Genomic DNA, 21652 nt, shown 5'->3' with positions numbered 1-21652 from the left:
AATTGATTACTTTTGCGGCATGATTTCAATTCCTCACAAAGCTAAACAATTCCTAGTTCTTCTGATCAAACTTTTGATTGTAGGTGGCGCATTTTATTTTATTTATGATCAATTGGCGCACAATGATAAACTTGATTGGCAAAAGTTCATTACGCTGTTTAGAAAAAATCAATCCATTTTGGGAATTGGTTTTATATTGCTTTTGAGTGTTTTGAATCGCTATTTTGAGATTTTAAAATGGCAGAATTTAGCCAAAGTAATTCATGAAATTTCTCTTGGAGAAGCAACAAAACAAGTTTTGGCAGCGCTTACAGCCGGAATATTTACGCCAAACGGAGTAGGAGAGTACGCTGGGAAAGCTTTGTATTACGCAAAATCAGAAGCTAAAAAAGTCGTTTTCCTAAACCTAATTTGTAACGGAATCCAGATGATTTTAACGGTGATTTTTGGACTCTTTGGATTATTGTATTTTAATGCCAAATATGAGATAATCACAACCCAAACAGTGGCTATTTTATTCGGAATCTTTGTTTTACTATTTATTGTTTTATTCTCTTTAAAGAGAATAAAAATCAAAGGATATTCGATCGAAAAATTATTGCATAAGATTAATGAAATTCCAAAACCAATTCATCGTAAAAATATTCTTCTGGGAACTTTGCGTTATTTGGTTTTCTCGCATCAGTATTACTTTTTGTTTTTGGCTTTTGATGTCCATTTGCCTTATTTTACCTTGATTGCAACAATTGCTGTCGTTTACTTTTTGGCGTCATCTTTGCCAACTTTTCAGTTTTTGGACTTTGCAGTAAAAGGAAGTGTTGCTATATATTTCTTCGGAATTCTGGGCGTAAACGAATGGATTGTGGTTTTTATAAGTACTTTGATGTGGTTTTTAAATGTCGTTTTACCAGTGATTATTGGAGCTTATTATGTGCTGAATTTTAAAAGTTCTCCAAAGATTTAAGTATCAGTTTTTAATGATTAAGTAATGTTGTCCCTACGGGACAAAATATTTCGAACGGATCAATTTGTTACCAATATATAATCTCTACGAGATATACTCCGTCAGGAGTTAAATGTTGGTAAAAAAAATAGAAACAGCACCAGTAAAATGTCCCGTAGGGACTACATTTGTTCATGTTAAATGATTTTAAACCAAAGTTATGATTGCCATTATTCTTAGTGTAATTTTAGTTATTTATTTATCGAGCATTGGTTTACTTATTTATGGTTTTGCCAAAGTAAAAAAATATCAGAAAACAGATTTAAAACCTCAAACAAGTTTTACTATTATAGTTCCGTTCAGAAATGAAGCCGAGAATCTTCCGAAGCTTCTAAACAGTTTTTCGAACTTAAATTATCCAAATGATTTATTTGAAGTAATTTTGGTTGATGACAATTCGAAGGAGAAATTTCAAGTTTCACATTTTACATTTCACATTTTACAAATAGACAATATTCGGACTTCGAATTCTCCTAAAAAAGATGCGATTTCAACAGCAATGCAACATGTAAAAACCAATTGGGTAATTACAACAGATGCTGATTGTTTGGTGCCGGAAAATTGGCTTTTGATATTTGATAATTATATTCAGGAAAACAAAGTTTCAATGCTTGCTGGAGCAGTTTCTTATAAATGCCAGAATTCTTTTTTAGATCATTTTCAGCAATTAGATTTAACGAGTTTGCAAGGCGCAACAATTGGAAGTTTTGGACTTAAAAAAGCTTTTATGTGTAACGGAGCCAATTTTGCCTACACAAAATCGTTATTCGAAAAACTTAATGGATTTGATGGAAATAATAAAATTGCCAGCGGTGACGATGTTTTTCTTTTACAAAAAGCGACTAATTTATTCTCAGATAAAGTTCATTATTTAAAATCGGAAGAAGCTATTGTTATCACAAAACCAACTGAAAACTGGAAAGATTTATTTTATCAAAGAGTGCGTTGGGCAGCAAAAACATCTTCGTATCAAAGTAATTTCGGGAAGATTCTGGGGTTGATTGTTTTCTTCGGAAATCTGAGTTTCGTGATTGCATTTTGCTTTTCTGTTTTGGGTATTTTGCCTTATTCATTTTTTGTTTTGTTTGCTTTTTCAAAGTTTATAATTGACTTTGTATTGCTTTATATAACAAATCAATTTTTAGAGAAAACCAGAATAAAAAGTTTGCTTTTAAGTAGTTTGTTTTATCCTTTTTTTAGTTCAGCTGTGGCTCTGTATAGTTTGTTTGGTTCTTATGAATGGAAAGGAAGAAGATTTGGAAAATAAATCTCAATTTTTAAATTCTAAATTCCAATAATCTTGGGGTTTTAGGAACGATAAAATGGAACGCGGATGACGCGGATTCGCTTTGCGAAAACACGGATTTATGCGGATTTTTATTCTTTGTATGACATAAAATGAGAAAAAATATCTGTGAAAATCTGCTTAAATCCGTAAAATCTGCGTGCAATAAAAAATGTATCTTCTAATGAAACCTAAAGCCCTAGCCCTGATGGTAGGGAAAATCCTTTTGTGCCGGGGTTCGGCATAAAAGATTGGAAGGAACAGCAGGAAATAGCTCCAAATTCTTCGACTTCGCTCAGAATGAAAATAATAAAAACAAATGAACGGTTTGAATTAAATGAACTTAAATCACTTATATGGTGAAGAGAAAAAATTATTCTTTGCCTTTTGCTTTAAGAATAACAGGCAAAATAAATTGAGTTTTTACCGGAAGTCCGCGTTTAAGTGCAGGATTTACTTTTGGGAAATCGACTAAACGAGCACGCAAAACACTGTCGATTTTGATGGTATCATAAGCAACAGAATCTTTACGAAATTGTGGCTCGAATTTCATTGTAGCATTCGGAAAAACAGTCACTTTTACCTCAATTGTATCAAGTTCAGGATACATTATTGAAAGCGTATCAATATCTAATTTCTCTTGAATAAGTTGTGCCATTACCTGAAAAAAACATTGCTGACGTTGTTTTTTGTCTGCGATTTTTTCACAATTGGCAACAGATGGAAATTCATCAACTTCTTTCCAGTTGATTGTCTTTAGTTCTTTTTGAAGTAAATCTTTTTCAGACGGAACCTGCTTATCAATATATTGACAAGATTGGAGGGCTAAAAAAACTAAAAGAATGAAAAACTGCTTCAAGATTATGAATTTGAATTGGATGAAATAATTACTTGGTATAAAAATACGATTATTTTTTTTGAGAAGCTTTGAATTGCAAATATTCTTCATAGCTTTCTGAAAGCCACTGTTCTTTATTTTTTGCTGCAACTTCCTTTTGCTCAGGATACAATTTAGCAAGTCGGTCAGAAAAAGTAGCAATTTGAACGGTGTAGTTATAAAACTCCGGTTTTGTTAAAACGACATTTGGATCATTTTTATGCGTAAAATATTCAAAGAAAAGAGTATCAAATTCTTTCATGGAGAAGTTTAATACTTTTTTCTTATTACTTTTATAAATACTGTCTTGCAACAATTGATCGTCAATCGAAAGTTTTTTAGATTGTGCATGCATTGTATTGCTGATTGAGAAGATCAGAAGTATAAACAATATAAGTTTAAAAAAACAACGCATTTATTAGTTTTACTAAAAGATTTGTAAGTGCAAAATTACAAAATAAATATGGATTCACTCTTGCTCTTGCTCGGTTTTATATGTATGATTGTTGGTGTTTTTGGTAGTTTTCTTCCAGTTTTACCTGGTTTATCCAGTTGTTGGGTAGGTTTACTACTATTGTATTTGACAAAAGCGGTAGAAAACAATTATTGGGTTTTGGGGATTACACTTTTAATAACCATTATTATTACCGTTCTGGATTATGTAATTCCGGCTAAAGGAACCAAAAAGTTTGGCGGAAGTTCTTACGGAATTTGGGGAACCAATATTGGTTTGATAGTTGGTATTCTGGCTCCAATTCCTTTTGGAGTTATTATCGGTCCTTTTGTTGGGGCATTTGTCGGAGAGTTAATTTACGATTCAAAAAATCATCGTCGGGCATTAAAAGCTGCAACGGGATCATTGCTTGGTTTTTTGGCTTCTAGTTTTATTAATTTTCTTTTCTGCATCATTTTTCTGGGTATTTTTCTGAACATAACATGGAAATATCGAACATTATTATTTTAATTGTGTAACATACATTTAAGCTTTTTCTTATCTTTTTTAATTTTTATTAAAACAATTAAAAATTTCAAAAAAAACTTTTTTGTTTGTTTTGATAACTAAGGGGTTATGTTTGCTGGTTATTCAAGATTTTTGTGTTTAACAATTGTTAAATTCGCATTTATTATTTTAACTTCTTTTTTGGAAATGTTAAAATATTTTATATTTTTATCCTGATAAACGATAAAAAGCCTCACTTTATCGATTATTTTGAACTAATTTAAATAGTAAATTTATGACTCCAAACCTACAAATTGAACTTAGACGTTTTATTTCTTCTAATGTTGTCTCAAAATTGAACAAATTTTATTTTGAAAATGATGCACTTTTAATCAAAGGAATTGATGTTTCAATAGGAACAATTTTAATGGGTTTGTATAATAGGGCGGAGGAGTCGGGCTTTTACAAAGAAATTATCTCACTAATAAAAGAAGATTCTACATTTTATCAGGAAGTCGATTTTACCTCTGGAAGAATTTTATCAGTCGACGACTGTTACAGATTAGAAGGAAACGCAATACTAAAAGAAATTTTCACCAATAAAAAAGGCAGAATTTCTGAAATGATTTCAAACGAAGTCGGAATCAAAAGCGAAACGGCAAGAGAAATCCTTAACTTCTCAGCATTATTAGTCGTTTCTTACTTAAAGAACAATATTCAACTACTAGACAGTTTAAAATTATTGCTTGAAGAGCAAAAAAGAGATATTTTAAACAGCATCCATCCCGGAATCAAAATCATCTTAGGTTTCTCTTGTTTTGAAACAGTCGAAGATAAAAACCAATCCATCGGAAGATCAATTTTTACTTTATTCGGACATAACTTTTTCAGTTTCTAAATAAAAAAATCCCATCTTACAAAAGTAAAACAGGATTTATATTGAATTCAAATTTGAAGCGTTTCTTAAACGTTCTTCAAATTGATGATTTCTTGATCTGTCAAAAAGCGCCAGTTACCTCTAGGTAAATTCTTTTTGGTTAAACCAGCAAATGATACACGGTCAATACGTAAAACATCGTAGTCAAAGTTTTCGAAAATTGCACGAACTACTTTTACATTCGACGAACGTAATTTAAGACCTACTTCGCTTTTTGCTTCTTTTTCAATATAGCTAATTTCTTCAACAAACACGCGGTGTCCGTCAAGAACTAAACCTTTACTGATTTTTTCTAAATCTTCAAACTTCAAGTTTTTATCTAATGAAACCTGATAGATTTTAGACGATTTTTGACTTGGTAAAGTAAATTTACGAATCATATCAGTATCGTTAGTAAACAATAATAAACCAGTTGTGTTTTTGTCCATTCTACCAATCGGAGCAATTTTTGCCGTTGTAGAACCACGAACCAATTCCAGAACGTTACGGTATTCCTGACCTTCGTCAAGGGCAGTTGTAAAGTTTTTTGGTTTGTTCAACAAGATGTATTCTTTCTTTTCAGGAGTCAAAACAACACCATCAAAGTTTACAACATCGTTTAATTTTACTAAATAACCCATTTCAGTTACCGGAACGCCATTTACTTTTACGTTTCCAGACTGAATGTATATATCGGCATCACGACGTGAACAAACACCAGAGTTAGAGATATATTTGTTCAAACGAATTTCGTCTGCAGCTTTTTGTCTTTTTGGAGCCTGATTCTGTTTTTTGATTTTTTCTGCCTTTTCTTCTTCAGCAGCCTTAACAGCAGGTTTCACTTTTTTCGGCCCTTGAGCGCGCTTCGCCATAGGAGGTTTTGGCTTGTTAGAGTTTGGCCTAGAGCTACTTGGTCTAGATCCGCCTCTTTTATTATTGCCTTCCTTATTGTTCATAAATTCTGTAATTTGTGCAAAGATAGTTTATTCTTGCTAAATAATCCTAAGTTCATTGTTCTTAGATTAATAGCTTTATTTTTTTGAAGTTATAGAAGCATCATAATTGGCTTTTTTTCAGGCATAAATTCCCGCTTTTCGCTTCAATCTTTTATTTTTTAAAGAAAAAATAAAAGGATTTCCACTTCAATCGGGGCTATTTTCAAACATTTGGATTCTTTTAAACATTTTGAAAGAAAATTATAGTATAGAGAAAGGCCACGAAGTTAAAAATGAAAAATCGGTATAAATCCGCCTAAATCCGCGTCATCTGCGTGCCATCTTTTTATATAATCTAGGTCTGTAAAAGCAAATTCTTCCCATGCCATAAAACACTCGGATTAATCAAAACGATGCAAAAAACTCCCGAAACAATCAGAAATTTAAGCACATTATGAAGCATTAAAAATTGTTCTTTAGAATTTGATTTCCATAAATAAAGCAAGAAAAACAAGAGAACAATAAAACAGACATAAAAGTAAATATCCATATATCCCACATCATAAATATCGATGAGAACATAAACCGGAATCACCGTTAAAAACGTTAGAACCGTAATAATTTGTTTAGAAACCGTTTCGTTATAAAGTATCGGAATTGTTCTGTAATCATTTGCCAGATCTCCTTTTAAGTTTTCTAAATCTTTAATCATTTCCCGAATTAGTAATAATAAAAACAAGAAAACTGCATGCGCCGAAATAACGGCAAAATGACTCATGTGATCTTCAATTTCTTCAAACGAGATCTTATTGTAGAAATATAACAGAATAGCAAAAAAAGGCAAAACAGCCATAAATGCTGCCGTTAGATTGCCAACAATCGGATATTTTTTTATTTTGTGAGAGTAAAACCAAATCAGAAAAATATATCCTGAAAAGAACAAAAAAGCACGCCATGAAACGATCAAAGCCATTAAAACTGCGATAAAATTAAGCGTAAAATAAACGGATAATTTTGTTTTCTGACTCACCAATCTGTCCAGCATTGATTTGTTAGGACGATTAATTAAATCTTTCTGACTGTCATAAAAATTATTAATAATATATCCGGAAGCAATCGTAATTGCCGAAGCAAAAACAATCAGAAATAAATTGAAATCAAGTAAAATGTCAAGTGCTCTTTTTTCAGGAGCCAATATAAAAATTGCCGATAAATATTGTGCTAAGACAATAATCGGAATGTTATAGCCTCTTACCACAGAGAACAAACTGACAATTTTCATCATTAAAAGTTTGTGCTGTCTGCTTAACATTTTTTAATTTAAATTTTTTGGATTGAGTTGTAATTTAAGATTTTTTGTTGAAGGAACCTTAAGATCAAAGTTTATTTTTTAGTAGCTCTTTAGCACCAAAGCCTAATTTTCGGATACACGCCAAAGCTTGTTTTTGAGTCATATCGACTTCTTTAATGTCTTTTTTCTCTACAAAAACTACAGAACCGCTCCACGGATTTGGAGCATCAGGAACAAAAACCGAAAAGTTATTTTCGTTGATTTGTTCTATAAGAAAAGCAAATTGCCAACCTGCATCTGTTGGAACCAAAATTACTTTTAAATCCTGATTAGATTCAAAACCCATTATGCTTTCGTTCATGCTTTTCATGAAAGAATAACCAGGAACAAAGCTCAAAATCCCATCTTCTAATCGTTGTATTAATTTTTGAGCATATACCGTTCTGGCAATTAAACCAGCCGTAAAACAAATAAAAAGTATAATAACGATGGCAACAACTTCTTCAATTGCTAATCCTAAAATCTTTACTTTCGGAAAGTGATTGATAATAGGATTTGTAATTTTTTGAATTATGCTAAAGCCTTTTTCCAAAAGAACTAAAAGCAGAATTAATGGTGCTAAAAATAAAATTCCTCCTAAAAAAGTTGCCTTAATAATCTGTAAAATACTCTTCATATTCAATAGCTTTTTTAGGGTTAATTTTTTTAGGGAAATGTATTCAAATAAGGATCTTTTTAGGAATATTGAAACTTAAAATTGATAAACTACTTCTAATTTATAATCTTTCAAAGATGCTTTTGCGCGCTCTAAATCTTCGGTAAAGCCTAAGATATAACCACCTCCGCCAGAACCACAAAGTTTTAGGTAATAATCGTTTGTGTCAATTCCGTTTTGCCAGATTCCGTGAAATTGTTCCGGAATCATTGGTTTGAAATTGTTTAAAACGACTTTTGAAAGCTTTTTAGTATTAGTGAACAAAGATTTCATATCGCCATGCAAAAAGTTTTCTACACAAGCGTCAGTATATTTTACAAATTGGTTTTTAAGCATCGTACGGAAACCTTTGTCTTTTAGGTTTTCCATAAAAATGTTTACCATTGGAGCCGTTTCGCCCACAATTCCTGAATCTAATAAAAAGACAGCACCTTTTCCGTCAAAACTTTGAGTCGGAATTCCGGTTGCTTCAATATTATCTTTAGAATTAATTAGAATCGGAATACTCAAATAACTGTTTAAAGGATCTAAACCAGAACTTTTTCCGTGGAAAAAACTCTCCATTTGAGAAAATATATTTTTAAGTTGTAACAGTTTTTCGCGAGTTAAATTCTCTAAAACCGTTATTTTATGTGTAGCATATTTGTCGTAAATAGCCGCAACAAGAGCGCCACTACTACCAACTCCATAACCTTGCGGAATACTTGAGTCAAAATACATTCCGGTTTCAACATCGTTTTTTAAAGTTACCAAATCAAAAGCAACCAATTCAGGTTGTTCGGTTTGTAACGTTTCAAGGTAAGATGCAAAACGTTTTAAACTTGCATTTGATGCTATTGCTTCTGCCGAAGGATCTTCGATTTTCTTCAATGCACCATTGTAAAAATTATAAGGAATAGAAAGTCCTTTAGAGTCACGAATAATTCCGTATTCTCCAAAGAGTAATATTTTTGAGTAAAATAATGGTCCTTTCATGTTTATTTTATGTCTTTCTTTATTTTATGTAGAAGATTATTTATTTAATCCCTTTTCCAGAATCTCTCGAACTTTTCTTAAAATTACGGGGTTATTGCATTCCATAATCAATTTTGCTACTTCAAGTTTTTCTAATTGAATGTCCATAATCAAAATTTTAATTAAAGATACGGAAAATTACAATGCAATTGAACCGTCTCCAATTTGGTCGCAAATGTACTGACCATTCTGACAAAATACAACTAATTCGTCCTGAATAAATTGAAGTACTTTGTCGCTAACGTTTTCGGGATATAAAACGTGAACATTTGCTCCGGCATCAAGCGTAAAACAAACCGGAATTTGGGTTTCATTTCTGAATTTCCAAATGGCATTTATGATCTGTAAAGTATTTGGTTTCATCAAAATAAAATACGGCATAGACGTCATCATCATAGCGTGCAAAGTCAAGGCTTCGCTTTCTACAACTTTAATGAATTCATCTAAATTTCCGCTTTCGAAAATAGCAATTAACTGATCCAGATTTTCATGTGCCTGAGCAAAACGTCTTTCGGCATACGGATGATTGTGCATTAAATCGTGTCCAACCGTACTTGAAACTTGTTTTTCGCCTTTATCAACTAGTAAAATTGTATCTTGATAATTCTTGAAATTCTCATGAATAGCATACGGAAATTCAACTCCGTATAAATCAGAACTTCCTTCAATATTAGCTTGATTTCCCCAAGCAACGACGCTTCCTTTTACACTTCTGCAAGCGCTTCCAGAACCTAAACGTGCTAAAAATGATGACTTTTGATAAAAGTATTCCTCTGTCATTTCGGGATTCAACAACTTTTCTAAACTCATAAAATTCATTGCCAAAGCAGCCATTCCTGAAGCCGAAGAAGCAATTCCGGAACTGTGTGGAAACGTATTTTGAGTATCAATTGTAAAATGATATTCTTTCAAAAAAGGTAGATAAACTTCAATTCGTTCTAAAAACTTCTGAATTTTTGGTTTGAAATCTTCTTTCGGTTTTCCTTCAAATAATAAATCGAACGAAAAGCCATTTGTCACGCTGAGCGAAGTCGAAGCGCTCCTTTTTTCAAAACCTAATTTAGTAATCGTTTTGCAATTATTTAGTGTAAAACTCACCGAAGGATTTGCAGGAATTTGATTGTCTTTTTTTCCCCAATATTTCACTAATGCAATATTGCTGGGAGCGCTCCACTCAAAATTTCCGTTTTCGATGGTCGAAGTATATTTTTTAGGAATAAAATCAGTTGCTGTAAACATGAATTATAAAATTTTGGCAAAGATAGTTTTTAAAATATTTCACCATATAAGTAATAGCAGAAAATATAAGTTTTGCTTAGACTAAAATGAACTTATATCACTTATATGGTTTAACCTCTATTTTTAACTATTTTTGAAAAAAAATAAGTAGGAAGATGAACAAGACAGTAAAAATCGCAATCGCTCTCGTAATTTGTTTAATGGTAGGATATTCAGCAAGTGTTGTAACAAGACCAAGTGTTGAAACGTGGTATCCAACAATAATAAAACCAAGTTTTAATCCGCCAAATTGGATTTTTATGCCGGTTTGGACTTTGCTTTATATTTTTATGGCAGTTGCAGCAGGATTAGTTTGGGATAAAATAAAAGAACAAAACGAAGAGGTAAAAAAAGCGTTAGGTTTCTTCCTGATTCAGCTGACTTTGAATGCGATTTGGTCTTATATTTTCTTCGGATTAAAAAACCCGATGTTGGCATTAGTAGAAATTGCACTTTTATGGCTTTTCATTTATGAAACGTATTATAAATTCACCAAAATCAATAAAATTGCCGGATATTTATTGATTCCTTATATGGCTTGGGTTGCTTTTGCAGGAATTTTGAACGCTAGTATTTGGTGGTTGAATAGATAGAGTTTTTGTTTCATGTTTTTTTGTTTCATGTTTAATCGATACGTTTTACTTTATGAATAAATTCAGAGCTTTTGTTATTGTGTTGGTTTTAATTTCGTTTAAGGGTTTTGCTTGCTTAAATGGAGATACTAAGGTTTTGAAAAATGGAGTTCAGGTTTATGTTGATTATGAAGGAATTGTTCCGCATGGTCATGAATTTTTTACTGAAGACTTTCCTAAAATAATAACTGAGCTTGATAAATTATATAAAAAAACGAATGATATAGATTATTTGTCTGATAAAGGATATCTTTTAATACTTCAAAAGAAATATCAAGAAGCTTTAAAGTTATATTTAGAGATTGAAAAAATAAAACCTAACCGATATTCTACTGCTTCAAATCTTGGAACGCTGTATGAGTTAATGGGAGAAAATAAAAAAGCGTACGAATGGATTAAAAAATCGATTCAATTAAATCCAGAATCTCATAAAGGATCTGAATGGCTGCATTTAAAGATATTGGAGACAAAAGTTAAAAAGATTGAAAATGTTACTGGACAGTTTTTTATAAATGAGAGTTTTGGTTTAGAAGCAGTTCCCAAAACAAAACTATCTAAGAAAGCGTTAGAAGATTTAGAGAAAGCGTTGTATTATCAATTAAACGAGCGTATCACTTTTATAAAACCTAAAGATAAAGTTATTTCAATATTACTTTTTGAATTAGGGAATATTGCAATAATAAATAAAGATTATTTGTCAGCTTCTCAAATCTATGAACTTTCAAAGAAATATGGATTTCAAGAGGAATTGATAAACAAAAGAACAATACTTTGTTATGAAAGTTGGATGCACTATTATGCGAGTAAAGCTGAAGAACTTGAAATGGAAAAAGGCGGTTCATTTCGATTAGAAGGTTATCAAATCGATGCTGTTGTAATTAGTTTGATTGTTGTCTCTTCTTTTCCTGAGTTTATTGATCTATTGTATTGTTCTTTTTCGAAAATTAAAAAAGGCTAAAACAGTATCTTAAATTATTCGTTTTTCAAATCATTTTGGCTGTTTCAGTTTTCTAAATTCCAAAGGATTAACGCCTTCATGACGACTGAAATATCTCGAAAGATTTTTAATATCAGTATATCCGCAAAGATCTGAAATCTCGGTAATTGATAATTCTGTTTCTATTAAAAGCTGTTTTACTTGTTTGATTCGGAGCGTATTTATTTCGTCAAGAATACTTCTTTTTAAAACCAATTGAAATCTTTTTTCTAAAACTCTTCTCGATAATGCCGTTGCATTAACAACGTCGTCTACAGATATTCTTTCCTTATAATTGTAATAGATAAAATGGAGCGCTTTGCTTATTTCTTTGTCATTTACAGCCAGAAAATCAGTTGATCTTCTAGTGATTATTTGCAAATGTTCTACATGAATATCGTTATAAATACCATCTTTATTAGCCATCATTTTACTAAGAAGCTGTGCAGTTTCAAAACCGGCTTTTTCGGTATTTAAGGAAATGCTCGATAAAGGAGGATCGGAGAGATTGCAAATACTCAAATCGTTGTCGACGCCAAGTACAGAAACTTGTTCGGGAACATTAATGCCAATTGCTTTGCAAGCTTCGGTAACATGTTGTCCCTGATTGTCGTCGCAAGTCATAATCGCGATGGGTTTTGGTAAAGCCTTGAGCCAATCCGCCAATTGCGATTCTTTGTAACTCCACAACGGCGGGGTTTCTTCTTTTTGATGTTGGTAAATATGAACGTTGAAATTGAATTCTTCTACTTTTTTGCAAAAGCCTTCACATCTTTCGCGCGACCAGACAATATTATCAAAACCATAAAAGCCAAAGTTTTTAAATCCTTTTTCGATAAAATAAGAAGCCGCCATTTGTCCCGTTTCTTTATAAAGTCCGGTAATATTCGGAATTCCAATAAAACGCTCGTTTGTATCTTGCGCAATAATTGGAATGTCTAACGAAAGTAGTTTCTCGAATACTTGTTCATTTTCAATTTGGGCTATTATTCCATTTGCGCCCCAGGTTTTTGCCCACGAAATGGCATTTTTTAATTCCTTTTTATTTCCGCTTACAATTGGAATTCTGCAAAAGTTAAACGGTCCAAATAGTCGGGAATACTTCGCAATTCCGTTTAAAAGACCTCGTCCATATTCTTCAGAAAAGTTAACTAACAGCAATACTTTGGGTGTCATTTTATTAGATATTAATTGGAATTTAGCGCTTTACATTAAAATAAAATCAGGAAGCAACTCATAATACACTTCGAATTTTAGAATTGTAAATATTCGCAAAATGAAGATTAATTATCGCAAATATACCATTATCAATTAAAATACAAGTCTACTTTTGTTTTGTGGTTTTTAATAAAAAAACATAAAAACGTTTTAATTATTAATTTTTTTAACTTTTTTATAAAGTATTTAATTTTTTTTTACTGCTTTTGGTAAAATATACCATTTGAAGTTTTGTAGTAAAAAAATGATGAATTTTATTAGATAACCAGAAGTTTTTAAAACTTAAATTTTGTTAACCAATACATTAATCTTTCGATTAGATTAAAAGAACAATTATGAAGAATATAAATTATCCTAATGGTACAATGATTTCATTCCTTTTATGGCTTATGTGCAGTTTAATTAGTGTAAGTGCTCAAAATGTAAAATTTGAGCAACAACTAAAAGAAGGATGGAATATTGAATCATCGGCAAAAATAAATACTACGGGAGATAAAATTTCTCAGGCAAATTTTGATATTTCAAAATGGTATAAAACTTCCGTTCCGGCGACTGTAATGGCGTCTTTAATTGCTAATAATGAGTATTCGGATATTTTTATGGGAGAGAATATCAGTAAAGTTGATACGACAAGATTTAGAGTTCCGTGGTGGTATAGAAATGAATTTGTTATTGAAGATGCTTCAAAAAACACAGAATTGATATTTGAAGGAATTAATTATCGTGCAAATGTTTGGTTAAATGGTAAACAAATAGCTTCTGCAGATAGTTTGTTTGGCGGATTTAGAATATTTGATTTAAACATTTCAAAACAGGTAAAAAAGGGAAAGAATGTTTTGGCTGTTGAAGTTTTTAATCAAAAAACACACGAACCTTCTATTGGTTTTGTGGATTGGGCGCCAATGGCTCCGGATCGCGAATTGGGACTTTGGAGACCTGTGAAACTTAAAATTTCGGATAAAACGAGTCTGAATAGCATCTTTGTGACTTCAAAAATTGATAAAAAAGGTTTTAAAAATGCCGATTTAGAAATTTCTGCAGAAGCGGTAAACAATACAAATGAAGTAATAGAAACAGTTGTAAAAGGAAAAATCGAAAACATCACTTTCGAAAAGAAAATTAAACTTCAGCCTTTAGAAAAAAGAGTGATTGTTTTCAATTCTTCGGAATTTAAACAGTTAAAAATCAAGAATCCTCGTTTGTGGTGGACGTATGAATTGGGAAAACCTAATTTGTATAATCTAACAATGTCTATTGAAACCAATAATAAAGTTTCGTTTTCAAAATCTACAAATTTCGGGATCCGTGAAGTCGAGGATTATTTGACTGCAAAAGGATATAGAGGTTATAAATTAAATGGTGTTGAAGTTCTAATTAAAGGCGGCGGTTGGGTCGACGGAATGTTCCTGAATGATACCGAAGAAAAAGTAAAAGCGCAATTAGAATATGTAAAACAAACTAACATGAATACGGTTAGGATGGAAGGCTTTTGGGGAAATAGCGAGAGAATCTATGAAATGGCGGATGAAATGGGACTTTTGATGATGGTAGGATGGAGTTGCCAATGGGAATGGAAAGGTTATCTGGACAAACCGGAAGATGATTTCATGTCGATTAAAACTCCGGAAGACATGGATCTTATTATAAATTATATGCGCGATCACGTGAATTGGCTAAGAAATCACCCGAGTATTTTTGTCTGGGTTATGGGAAGTGACAAATTACCGCGTCCGGAATTAGAAGCAAAATATAATGTTCTTTTTGAAGAAGTTGATCCTTCAAGACCGCTTTTAATGTCTTGCAAAGGAATGAATAGTTCTATTTCCGGAAAAACCGGAGTGAAAATGAATGGTCCTTATGAATATGTTTCTCCAAATTATTGGTTTTTGGATACAGAAAATGGCGGAGCTTTTGGATTTAATACAGAAACAGGTCCTGGCCCGCAAGTTCCTTCGCTTGAAGTGGTAAAAAGTATGATTCCCGAAGATAAATTATGGCCAATAAACTCTACTTGGGATTTTCATTGTGGGCGAAATGAATTTCAAACGCTTGATCGTTACACAAGTGCGTTCAATAATAGATACGGAATTCAGAATAATGTTGAAGATTTTACTTTTAAAAGTCAGGCGTCAAATTTAGAATCTATGCGTTCCATGTATGAGGCTTTTGCTATAAACAGAAGCAACACTACAGGAATCGTTCAATGGATGTTTAACTCGCCTTGGCCAAAATTAATCTGGCAATTCTGGGATTATAATTTATTACCAAATGCAGCTTTTTATGGTGCAAGATTAGGCGCGCGTCCTGTAAATATTGCTTACAATTATGGAGATAACGCCGTTTATGTAAGCAATCTAAATCCGGAGAAAACTAAAAATCTAAAAGCACAATTGAAAATTTATGATTTTAATGGGAAAGTAATTTTCGAAAAAGAAGAAACGGTTTCTGCCGACGGAAATGCTTCGGTTAAAGCTTTTGATTTGCCAGATGATAAAGCATATTCGAAAATATATTTTCTGAAAATGAATTTATTAGACGAAAAAGGAAAATCTATCGCAGACAATTTTTATTGGTTGTCGACTAAAAAAGATGTATTTGATTTTAAAAAATCAGATTGGATCCATACGCCATTAATGGAACACGCTGATTTCAAGGATTTAGACAAATTGCCTAAAGTAAAAATTGAGGCGCAACATACCATTAAAAAAGAAAACGATAAATATGAGGTTACCATAAAACTCAAAAATCCATCAGATGCTATCGCGTTTTTAATTGAGTTGAACATTGTGGGAAGTGTTTCAGGAAAATCAATAGTTCCGGTTTTATGGGACGACAATTATATCTCATTAGTGCCAAAAGAAAGCAGAACAATCAAGGTTACTTTTCCGGTTGCTGCTCTAAAAGGCGAAAAACCTGTTTTTAAATACAAAGGCTGGAATGTAGAATAAAAACATCAGGATCATTTACATAAATAGCCGAATTAGTGCTATTAGAAATTACACGAATTAGAGATTACAAAAAAAAATATTTCTTCTTCAAGAGGAAAACTCATGTCCAAATCTAAATTTTTAATCAATAAACAAACAAATGAAAACGAGTAAATTAACAGTGGGATTGGTGTTTCTGACCTTTTTTGTTATTTCTTTTTTGACTAACATTATGGGACCTTTAATTCCGGATATTATCAATAGTTACCATTTATCGCTTGGTATGGTTGGTTTTCTTCCGTTCTCGTTTTTTGCGGCTTATGGTGTAATGTCAACCTCAGCGGGAGTTTTGCTTGAGAAATACAGAGAGAAAAAAGTAATGGCATTTTCATTTCTGATATCCGCATTAGGTTCACTATTATTCGGGTTGTTTCCATACTATTCTATGGCGCTGGTTTCTTTGTTTTTAATTGGGATTGGAATGGCAGCTTTGCAAGTTGCGATTAATCCGTTATTGAGAGTTTCGGGCGGAGAAGAACATTTTGCGTTCAATTCTGTAATGGCACAATTATTCTTTGGATTAGCTTCTTTTTTAAGTCCGTTGGTTTATAGTTATTTGGTTACCAACATCAAACATGACCAAACAAATTCAAATGAGTTTTTGGAAATCTTGTCAAAACTGGTTCCCGCAAATCTGAATTGGGTTTCCTTATATTGGATTTTTGCCATAACTGCACTTGCGATGGTTCTGATTATTTTGCTTTTTAAGTTTCCAAAATTTGAATTAGAAGAAACTGAAAAAGCCGGAACCTGGAGCGTTTACAAAGATTTACTTCGAAATAAAACCGTGCTTTTATTTTTCTTCGGAACTTTTGCATATGTAGGAACGGAGCAAGGAATTGCCAATTGGATGTCAAAATTTCTAAGTGATTATCATGGTTATTCGCCGCAAACAGTTGGTGCGGAAGCTGTCGCTTATTTCTGGGGACTTTTGACTGCCGGATGTCTTCTGGGTTTGGTTTTATTGAAATTTCTGGACAGCCGTAAAGTGCTTATTTTATTTGCCGCCGGAGCAATTATATGTCTTACGCTGGCATTATTTGGCTCAGCCAAAATTTCACTTTATGCATTTCCACTTTCCGGTTTTGCCCTTTCGGTAATGTGGTCTGTCGTTTTTTCATTGGCTTTAAACTCTCTTAAAACCAATCATGGCGCTTTCTCAGGAATCTTATGTACCGGAATTGTTGGCGGAGCAGTAATGTCATTAATCATTGGTAAACTGGGCGATATAATTGGGCTTAAATACGCCATGACGACTTTGTATATCACTCTTGGATACATCTTAAGCATTGGTTTTTGGGCTAAACCGTTAGTCAATAATGCCACAATAAATTTAAAGAAAACAAAAGAAAATCAATAATTATATAAAGTAATAAAGATGTCGGAAAGAAAGATCATAGGCGTTGACATGGGAGGGACAAAAATCCACACTAGCCTAATTTTAGGAAAAGAAATAATTTTCGAATGCATATTAGATACGCCCGCCAAAGAATCTGAAAAAGTAGTTCTGGACAGATTAATAAAAGCCATAGAACAAGTTTATCAACCTGGTTGCGAAGGTATTGGTATTGGAGTGCCAAGCGTTGTAGACTGGAAAGAAGGAATTGTATATGATGTTGTTGCAATACCATCGTGGAAAGAAGTTCATGTAAAAAAAATACTCGAGGATCATTTTAAAATTCCGGTATATGTCAATAATGATTCGAATTGTTTTGCGCTTGGCGAAAATTTCTTCGGCAAAGGAATTGACGCTGCAAATTTTGTTGGAGTGACAATAGGAACCGGTCTTGGCAGCGGAATCATTATCGAAAACAAATTATATCAAGGCGTAAATACGGGAGCCGGAGAAATAGGAAGCATCTCGTATAAAGATGGAATTATAGAACAATATTGTGCGAGCGAATTTTTTATTTCCCGAGGATTAGATGGAGAAGAACTCTATTTGAAAGCCAAAAAAGGAGATCCCGAAGCTTTAGAAATTTTTAAAGATTACGGTAAAAATCTCTCTGAGGTTGTAAAAATAGTTTTATACGCATACGATCCTGAAACCATAATTCTTGGCGGATCTATTAGTAACGCTTACGAGTTTTTTATTGATGCCGTTTGGCAGGGACTTCAGGATTTTATGTTTCCTGTTGAACTCAAAAAACTCAAAATCGAAAAATCAGAACTTAAAAATAGTGCTGTATTAGGTGCTGCGGCATTAGTTTACAATTTTAACCTTGAAACAGCTTAGTTTCAACCAAAAATTATAATGTGAATCAAGAGTTTAGATGTGCCTTTAGGCACTAAATATTGGTAGAAAATAGAGACAGGAATAAATTTAGCGTGCCGTAGGTACGCAACAAAACGATAACTATTGGGTACCTACGGCACGCCAACACATTACGAACTTAATTTCTACCAATATTTAGTGCCTAACAGCACAAATTGGAGACTTTCAACTCTTGATTGGCATCTTTAATAAACATTTTAAAAATTAAATCTATTATAAAAATTAACTAAACAAAAACCAAAATTATTAACCAAAAAGATATTACGATGAAAAATAGTCTACAAAAAGGCTTAATGGTTATTATAACCATTCTATGTACCAGTTTGATGTATTCGCAAGATGTGTCAGGTCTGGTTTCAGATTCTAGTGGCCCGCTTCCCGGCGTTTCGATTATAGTAAAAGGAAGTAAAAATGAGGCTCAAACTGATTTTGACGGAAGATTTACAATTAAAAATGTGGGCAAAGGAGCCGTTTTAGTTTTTAGCTACATAGGTCTTAAAAATCAAGAAGTAAACGTTGACGGTAAAACCAAGATAAATGTAGTAATGGCGCAAGATCGCAGCGAACTAAACGAAGTTGTAGTCGTGGGTTATGGAACTTCAAAAAAGAAAGATTTAACGGGAGCTGTTGATGTACTTTCGGCTAAAGATTTTGACGGAGTTTCGAATACTTCGCCAGCTTTATTGTTAAGAGGTAAAGTAGCCGGAGTACAAATTACGCAATCAAGCGGAGAACCTGGTTCGGCAGTAACGATTCGTGTTCGTGGATCTTCTTCCGTTCGTTCCGGAAACGGTCCTTTAATTGTGGTAGATGGAGTTCCGTTAAGCGGAGGCGATGTATCTGCAGAAGGAACTGATTTATTGGGAACATCTTCGGCAAAAAATCCTTTGAACTTTATAAACGAAGCTGATATCGAATCTATTTCGGTTCTTAAAGACGCTTCATCTACAGCAATTTATGGTGCGCGTGGAGCAAATGGTGTAATCGTTATTACAACTAAAAAAGGAAAATCAAATGTTCCGGAATTCAACTTTAGTACCTCAACACAATTTAGCAGAAAAGCAGGAAATTTTAATGTTATGAATGCTGATCAGTTTGTTGCAGCAAGCAAAGCCGCGGGCGTGCCTTCGATTCCCGCAGATCCGGTTGCAGGAACTCCGGCAATCAATAATCAGGATTATGGTGGAAGAAATTACAATTGGGAAGATGCCGTTTTGCAAAATGGATTAGCCATAAACAATAGTTTATCTTTTAATTCGTCAAGCGAAAATTCGAGCACCAGAGTATCTTTTTCTACGAGTAATAACAAAGGAATTGTAAAAAATACAGGATTAGACAAATACACCATTTCATTTTTTAACTCCAATAATTTCTTTGATAAAGTACTTAAAGTAGATACAAAATTGCTTTACGCAGGTATAAATGATGAAACTACTTTGATAACAAACAATGCCAGTTATATTGGAAACGTTATTGGATCTGCATTATACTGGAATCCAACGCGACCAATTTACAACGCTGACGGACATTATAATGTAGTTAGCGAAACGTATCTGAATCCGGTGCAATTATTAGATTCTTATAAAGATTATACCAATACAAGTAAATTATTAGGAAGTATAAATGCCGTTCTTAACTTAGGAAGTCATTTTAAATATAATTTCTTATTTGGAATAGAAACTTCAGCATCTACAAGAAAAAGCCAGATTTTGCCAACGATGCAAATACAAGGCGAGGCATTTTTTGGAACAGTTCCGGGATCAGATCCTGCAGTTACAAAATACGGAACAGCGTCTATTCAGGGACTTAACAACTTCAATAAAACATTCGAAAATAATATAAACTACACCAATAAATTCAGCGATAATTTTAACCTGAATGCTTTAGTTGGATATTCTTATTACTATTATCTGGCGAGTGGTTTTGTAACTTCGGGGAAAGGATACGACTTGGCACAAACCAATTTGATCGATAATATTGAAGGCGGACTTCAGAATGAATTTAGAAGCAGTTCTTTTAAAAATGCCTCTGAACTGCAATCTTTTTATGCCAGAGCCGATGCTACTTTTTTCAAACAATATGTGATTACAGCAACCGTTCGTACAGACGGATCTACAAAATTAGGAGCGAATAACAAATACGGAACATTTCCGTCTATAGGTTTTGCCGATAATTTGTTTCAGGATAAAGACGGATTGCTTAATAATTTAAAAATCAGAGCAAACTGGGGTATTACAGGAAATCAGGAATTTGCTCCAAACTCAGCAATCGGAAGAGCAAGTTATGGTAATAATGGAACTTTAAATATCGATACCAATGCAAATGATAATCTAAAATGGGAAACTACAGAATCATGGGGAATTGGAACAGATTTTACTTTGTTTAAATACAGATTAACAGGAACGGTAGATTATTTCTACAGAAATACAAGCGATTTGATTTTTCCGGTTCCGCAAGCCTCAACACAACCGGGACCAAATACGCCACGTAACAAAAATTTACCAGGAAACTTAATCAATCAGGGACTTGAAGTTAGTTTGGATTATAAAATAATCGAAACCGAAAATATGTCTTGGGAAATTGGAGCTAATGCTTCCTTCCTTAAAAACGAAATGAAAAACTTTAGCGGAACTGTTGGAACAGGAGGTTTAAACGGACAAGGATTAGACGGCGCTTATACGCAAGTAATCACGAATAATAAACCGCTTTATTCCTATTATTTATATGATTTTAAAGGATATGACGCCAGCGGAAATTCTATTTATACAAATGCCGCAGGACAACCAGCCGGACTTGGAGACGCTTCTAAACAATTACTGAACAAACAGCCATTGCCAAAAATAAATTATGGTTTTTCATCAACATTTAAATACAAAGGATTTGATGCAGTAGTTTCTTTCTACGGAGTTGCAGGAAATTATATTTATGATAATACACAAAATGCATACTTCTTTAAAGGAGCCTTTTTAGGAGGTCGAAATGTTACTGAAAAAGCAGCATATTCTGAACAAGCACAAGGAGATCCAAACTCGCCTTCGACCAAATTTTTGCAAAAAGGAGATTTCTTAAGAATGGGAGAATTAACGTTTGGATACACTTTTACAGGACCTTTAGTTGAAAGAATAAAATGCAAAAATGTACGTGTTTATGCAAACGGTTCAAACTTGTTATTGTTTACAAATTATACCGGATTTGATCCCGAAGTAGATATTAATAAACAAGTTAACGGAGTTCCTTCGGCAGGAATGGATTATTTGGCTTACCCAAGATCAAAAGGAATCGCTTTTGGACTTAACGTAACATTTTAATT

General features: G+C 33.0%; 18 protein-coding genes. 10 read left to right on the top strand and 8 right to left on the bottom strand.

What is annotated here, in order from left to right; genetic code table 11:
• The first annotated feature begins 19 nt into the window (after positions 1 to 19).
• Together C8C83_RS07065 and C8C83_RS07060 are read left to right on the top strand one after the other, a co-directional pair.
• Entirely contained in the window at positions 20 to 964 is a 945-nt protein-coding gene (locus C8C83_RS07065) for a lysylphosphatidylglycerol synthase domain-containing protein (protein ID WP_121327350.1), read from the top strand.
• Positions 965 to 1166: 202 nt separating this feature from the next.
• Entirely contained in the window at positions 1167 to 2270 is a 1104-nt protein-coding gene (locus C8C83_RS07060) for a glycosyltransferase (RefSeq protein ID WP_121329984.1), read from the top strand.
• A gap of 391 nt (positions 2271 to 2661) precedes the next feature.
• Here C8C83_RS07060 and C8C83_RS07055 read toward each other — a convergent pair whose 3' ends face one another.
• Entirely contained in the window at positions 2662 to 3147 is a 486-nt protein-coding gene (locus C8C83_RS07055; RefSeq protein WP_121329983.1) for a hypothetical protein, read from the bottom strand.
• Between the two features lie 49 nt (positions 3148 to 3196).
• Entirely contained in the window at positions 3197 to 3520 is a 324-nt protein-coding gene (locus tag C8C83_RS07050) for a hypothetical protein (protein ID WP_121327348.1), read from the bottom strand.
• Positions 3521 to 3628: 108 nt separating this feature from the next.
• On the opposite strand from C8C83_RS07050, the gene C8C83_RS07045 reads away from it, so the two are divergent.
• Both C8C83_RS07045 and C8C83_RS07040 read left to right on the top strand, forming a co-directional pair.
• Positions 3629 to 4129: a DUF456 domain-containing protein gene (locus C8C83_RS07045; RefSeq protein WP_121327346.1), complete on the top strand. Its 501-nt coding sequence runs from the start codon at positions 3629 to 3631 to the stop codon at positions 4127 to 4129.
• Positions 4130 to 4400: 271 nt separating this feature from the next.
• On the top strand, positions 4401 to 5003 hold the full coding sequence (locus tag C8C83_RS07040; RefSeq protein WP_121327344.1) for a DUF937 domain-containing protein: 603 nt from the start codon (positions 4401 to 4403) through the stop codon (positions 5001 to 5003).
• A gap of 65 nt (positions 5004 to 5068) precedes the next feature.
• Here the strand turns inward: C8C83_RS07040 and C8C83_RS07035 are convergent, their stop codons facing one another.
• From C8C83_RS07035 to C8C83_RS07015, 5 genes are all read right to left on the bottom strand, one after another.
• Entirely contained in the window at positions 5069 to 5977 is a 909-nt protein-coding gene (locus C8C83_RS07035) for a pseudouridine synthase (RefSeq protein WP_121327342.1), read from the bottom strand.
• Positions 5978 to 6311: 334 nt separating this feature from the next.
• A complete protein-coding gene (locus C8C83_RS07030; RefSeq protein ID WP_121327340.1) occupies positions 6312 to 7268 on the bottom strand; it encodes a geranylgeranylglycerol-phosphate geranylgeranyltransferase in 957 nt (318 codons plus the stop codon).
• A 64-nt stretch (positions 7269 to 7332) separates the two neighbouring features.
• On the bottom strand, positions 7333 to 7923 hold the full coding sequence (locus C8C83_RS07025; protein WP_121327338.1) for a DUF502 domain-containing protein: 591 nt from the start codon (positions 7921 to 7923) through the stop codon (positions 7333 to 7335).
• A gap of 75 nt (positions 7924 to 7998) precedes the next feature.
• Positions 7999 to 8937 carry a mevalonate kinase gene (locus C8C83_RS07020; protein WP_121327336.1) on the bottom strand — a complete coding sequence of 313 codons (939 nt, stop codon included), beginning with the start codon at positions 8935 to 8937 and terminating at the stop codon, positions 7999 to 8001.
• A gap of 177 nt (positions 8938 to 9114) precedes the next feature.
• Entirely contained in the window at positions 9115 to 10215 is a 1101-nt protein-coding gene (locus tag C8C83_RS07015; RefSeq protein ID WP_121327334.1) for a diphosphomevalonate decarboxylase, read from the bottom strand.
• Positions 10216 to 10370: 155 nt separating this feature from the next.
• Here C8C83_RS07015 and C8C83_RS07010 point away from each other — a divergent pair, with 155 nt between their 5' ends.
• Together C8C83_RS07010 and C8C83_RS07005 are read left to right on the top strand one after the other, a co-directional pair.
• Positions 10371 to 10847, top strand: coding sequence for a TspO/MBR family protein (locus C8C83_RS07010; protein ID WP_121327332.1), 477 nt, complete (start codon positions 10371 to 10373; stop codon positions 10845 to 10847).
• A gap of 52 nt (positions 10848 to 10899) precedes the next feature.
• Positions 10900 to 11844 (top strand): tetratricopeptide repeat protein, encoded by a 945-nt coding sequence (locus C8C83_RS07005; protein ID WP_121327330.1) that lies wholly within the window; start codon positions 10900 to 10902, stop codon positions 11842 to 11844.
• Positions 11845 to 11874: 30 nt separating this feature from the next.
• Here the strand turns inward: C8C83_RS07005 and C8C83_RS07000 are convergent, their stop codons facing one another.
• Complete coding sequence (locus tag C8C83_RS07000; RefSeq protein ID WP_121327328.1) at positions 11875 to 13038, bottom strand: XylR family transcriptional regulator; 1164 nt, start codon at positions 13036 to 13038, stop codon at positions 11875 to 11877.
• A gap of 377 nt (positions 13039 to 13415) precedes the next feature.
• On the opposite strand from C8C83_RS07000, the gene C8C83_RS06995 reads away from it, so the two are divergent.
• From C8C83_RS06995 to C8C83_RS06980, 4 genes are all read left to right on the top strand, one after another.
• Positions 13416 to 16028 (top strand): glycoside hydrolase family 2 TIM barrel-domain containing protein, encoded by a 2613-nt coding sequence (locus C8C83_RS06995; protein WP_121327326.1) that lies wholly within the window; start codon positions 13416 to 13418, stop codon positions 16026 to 16028.
• A 139-nt stretch (positions 16029 to 16167) separates the two neighbouring features.
• The gene (locus tag C8C83_RS06990) at positions 16168 to 17427 is read left to right on the top strand and encodes an MFS transporter (RefSeq protein ID WP_121327325.1); all 1260 of its coding nucleotides are present in this window, start codon (positions 16168 to 16170) and stop codon (positions 17425 to 17427) included.
• An 18-nt stretch (positions 17428 to 17445) separates the two neighbouring features.
• The gene (locus tag C8C83_RS06985; RefSeq protein WP_121327323.1) at positions 17446 to 18303 is read left to right on the top strand and encodes an ROK family protein; all 858 of its coding nucleotides are present in this window, start codon (positions 17446 to 17448) and stop codon (positions 18301 to 18303) included.
• Between the two features lie 305 nt (positions 18304 to 18608).
• Positions 18609 to 21650 (top strand): SusC/RagA family TonB-linked outer membrane protein, encoded by a 3042-nt coding sequence (locus tag C8C83_RS06980; protein WP_233566023.1) that lies wholly within the window; start codon positions 18609 to 18611, stop codon positions 21648 to 21650.
• Positions 21651 to 21652 lie beyond the last annotated feature (2 nt).

It is taken from the genome of Flavobacterium sp. 90, from assembly GCF_004339525.1.
Classification (GTDB): domain Bacteria; phylum Bacteroidota; class Bacteroidia; order Flavobacteriales; family Flavobacteriaceae; genus Flavobacterium.
The sequence above is the reverse complement of the archived record's forward strand: the minus strand, read 5'-3'. Positions and strand labels throughout refer to the sequence as shown.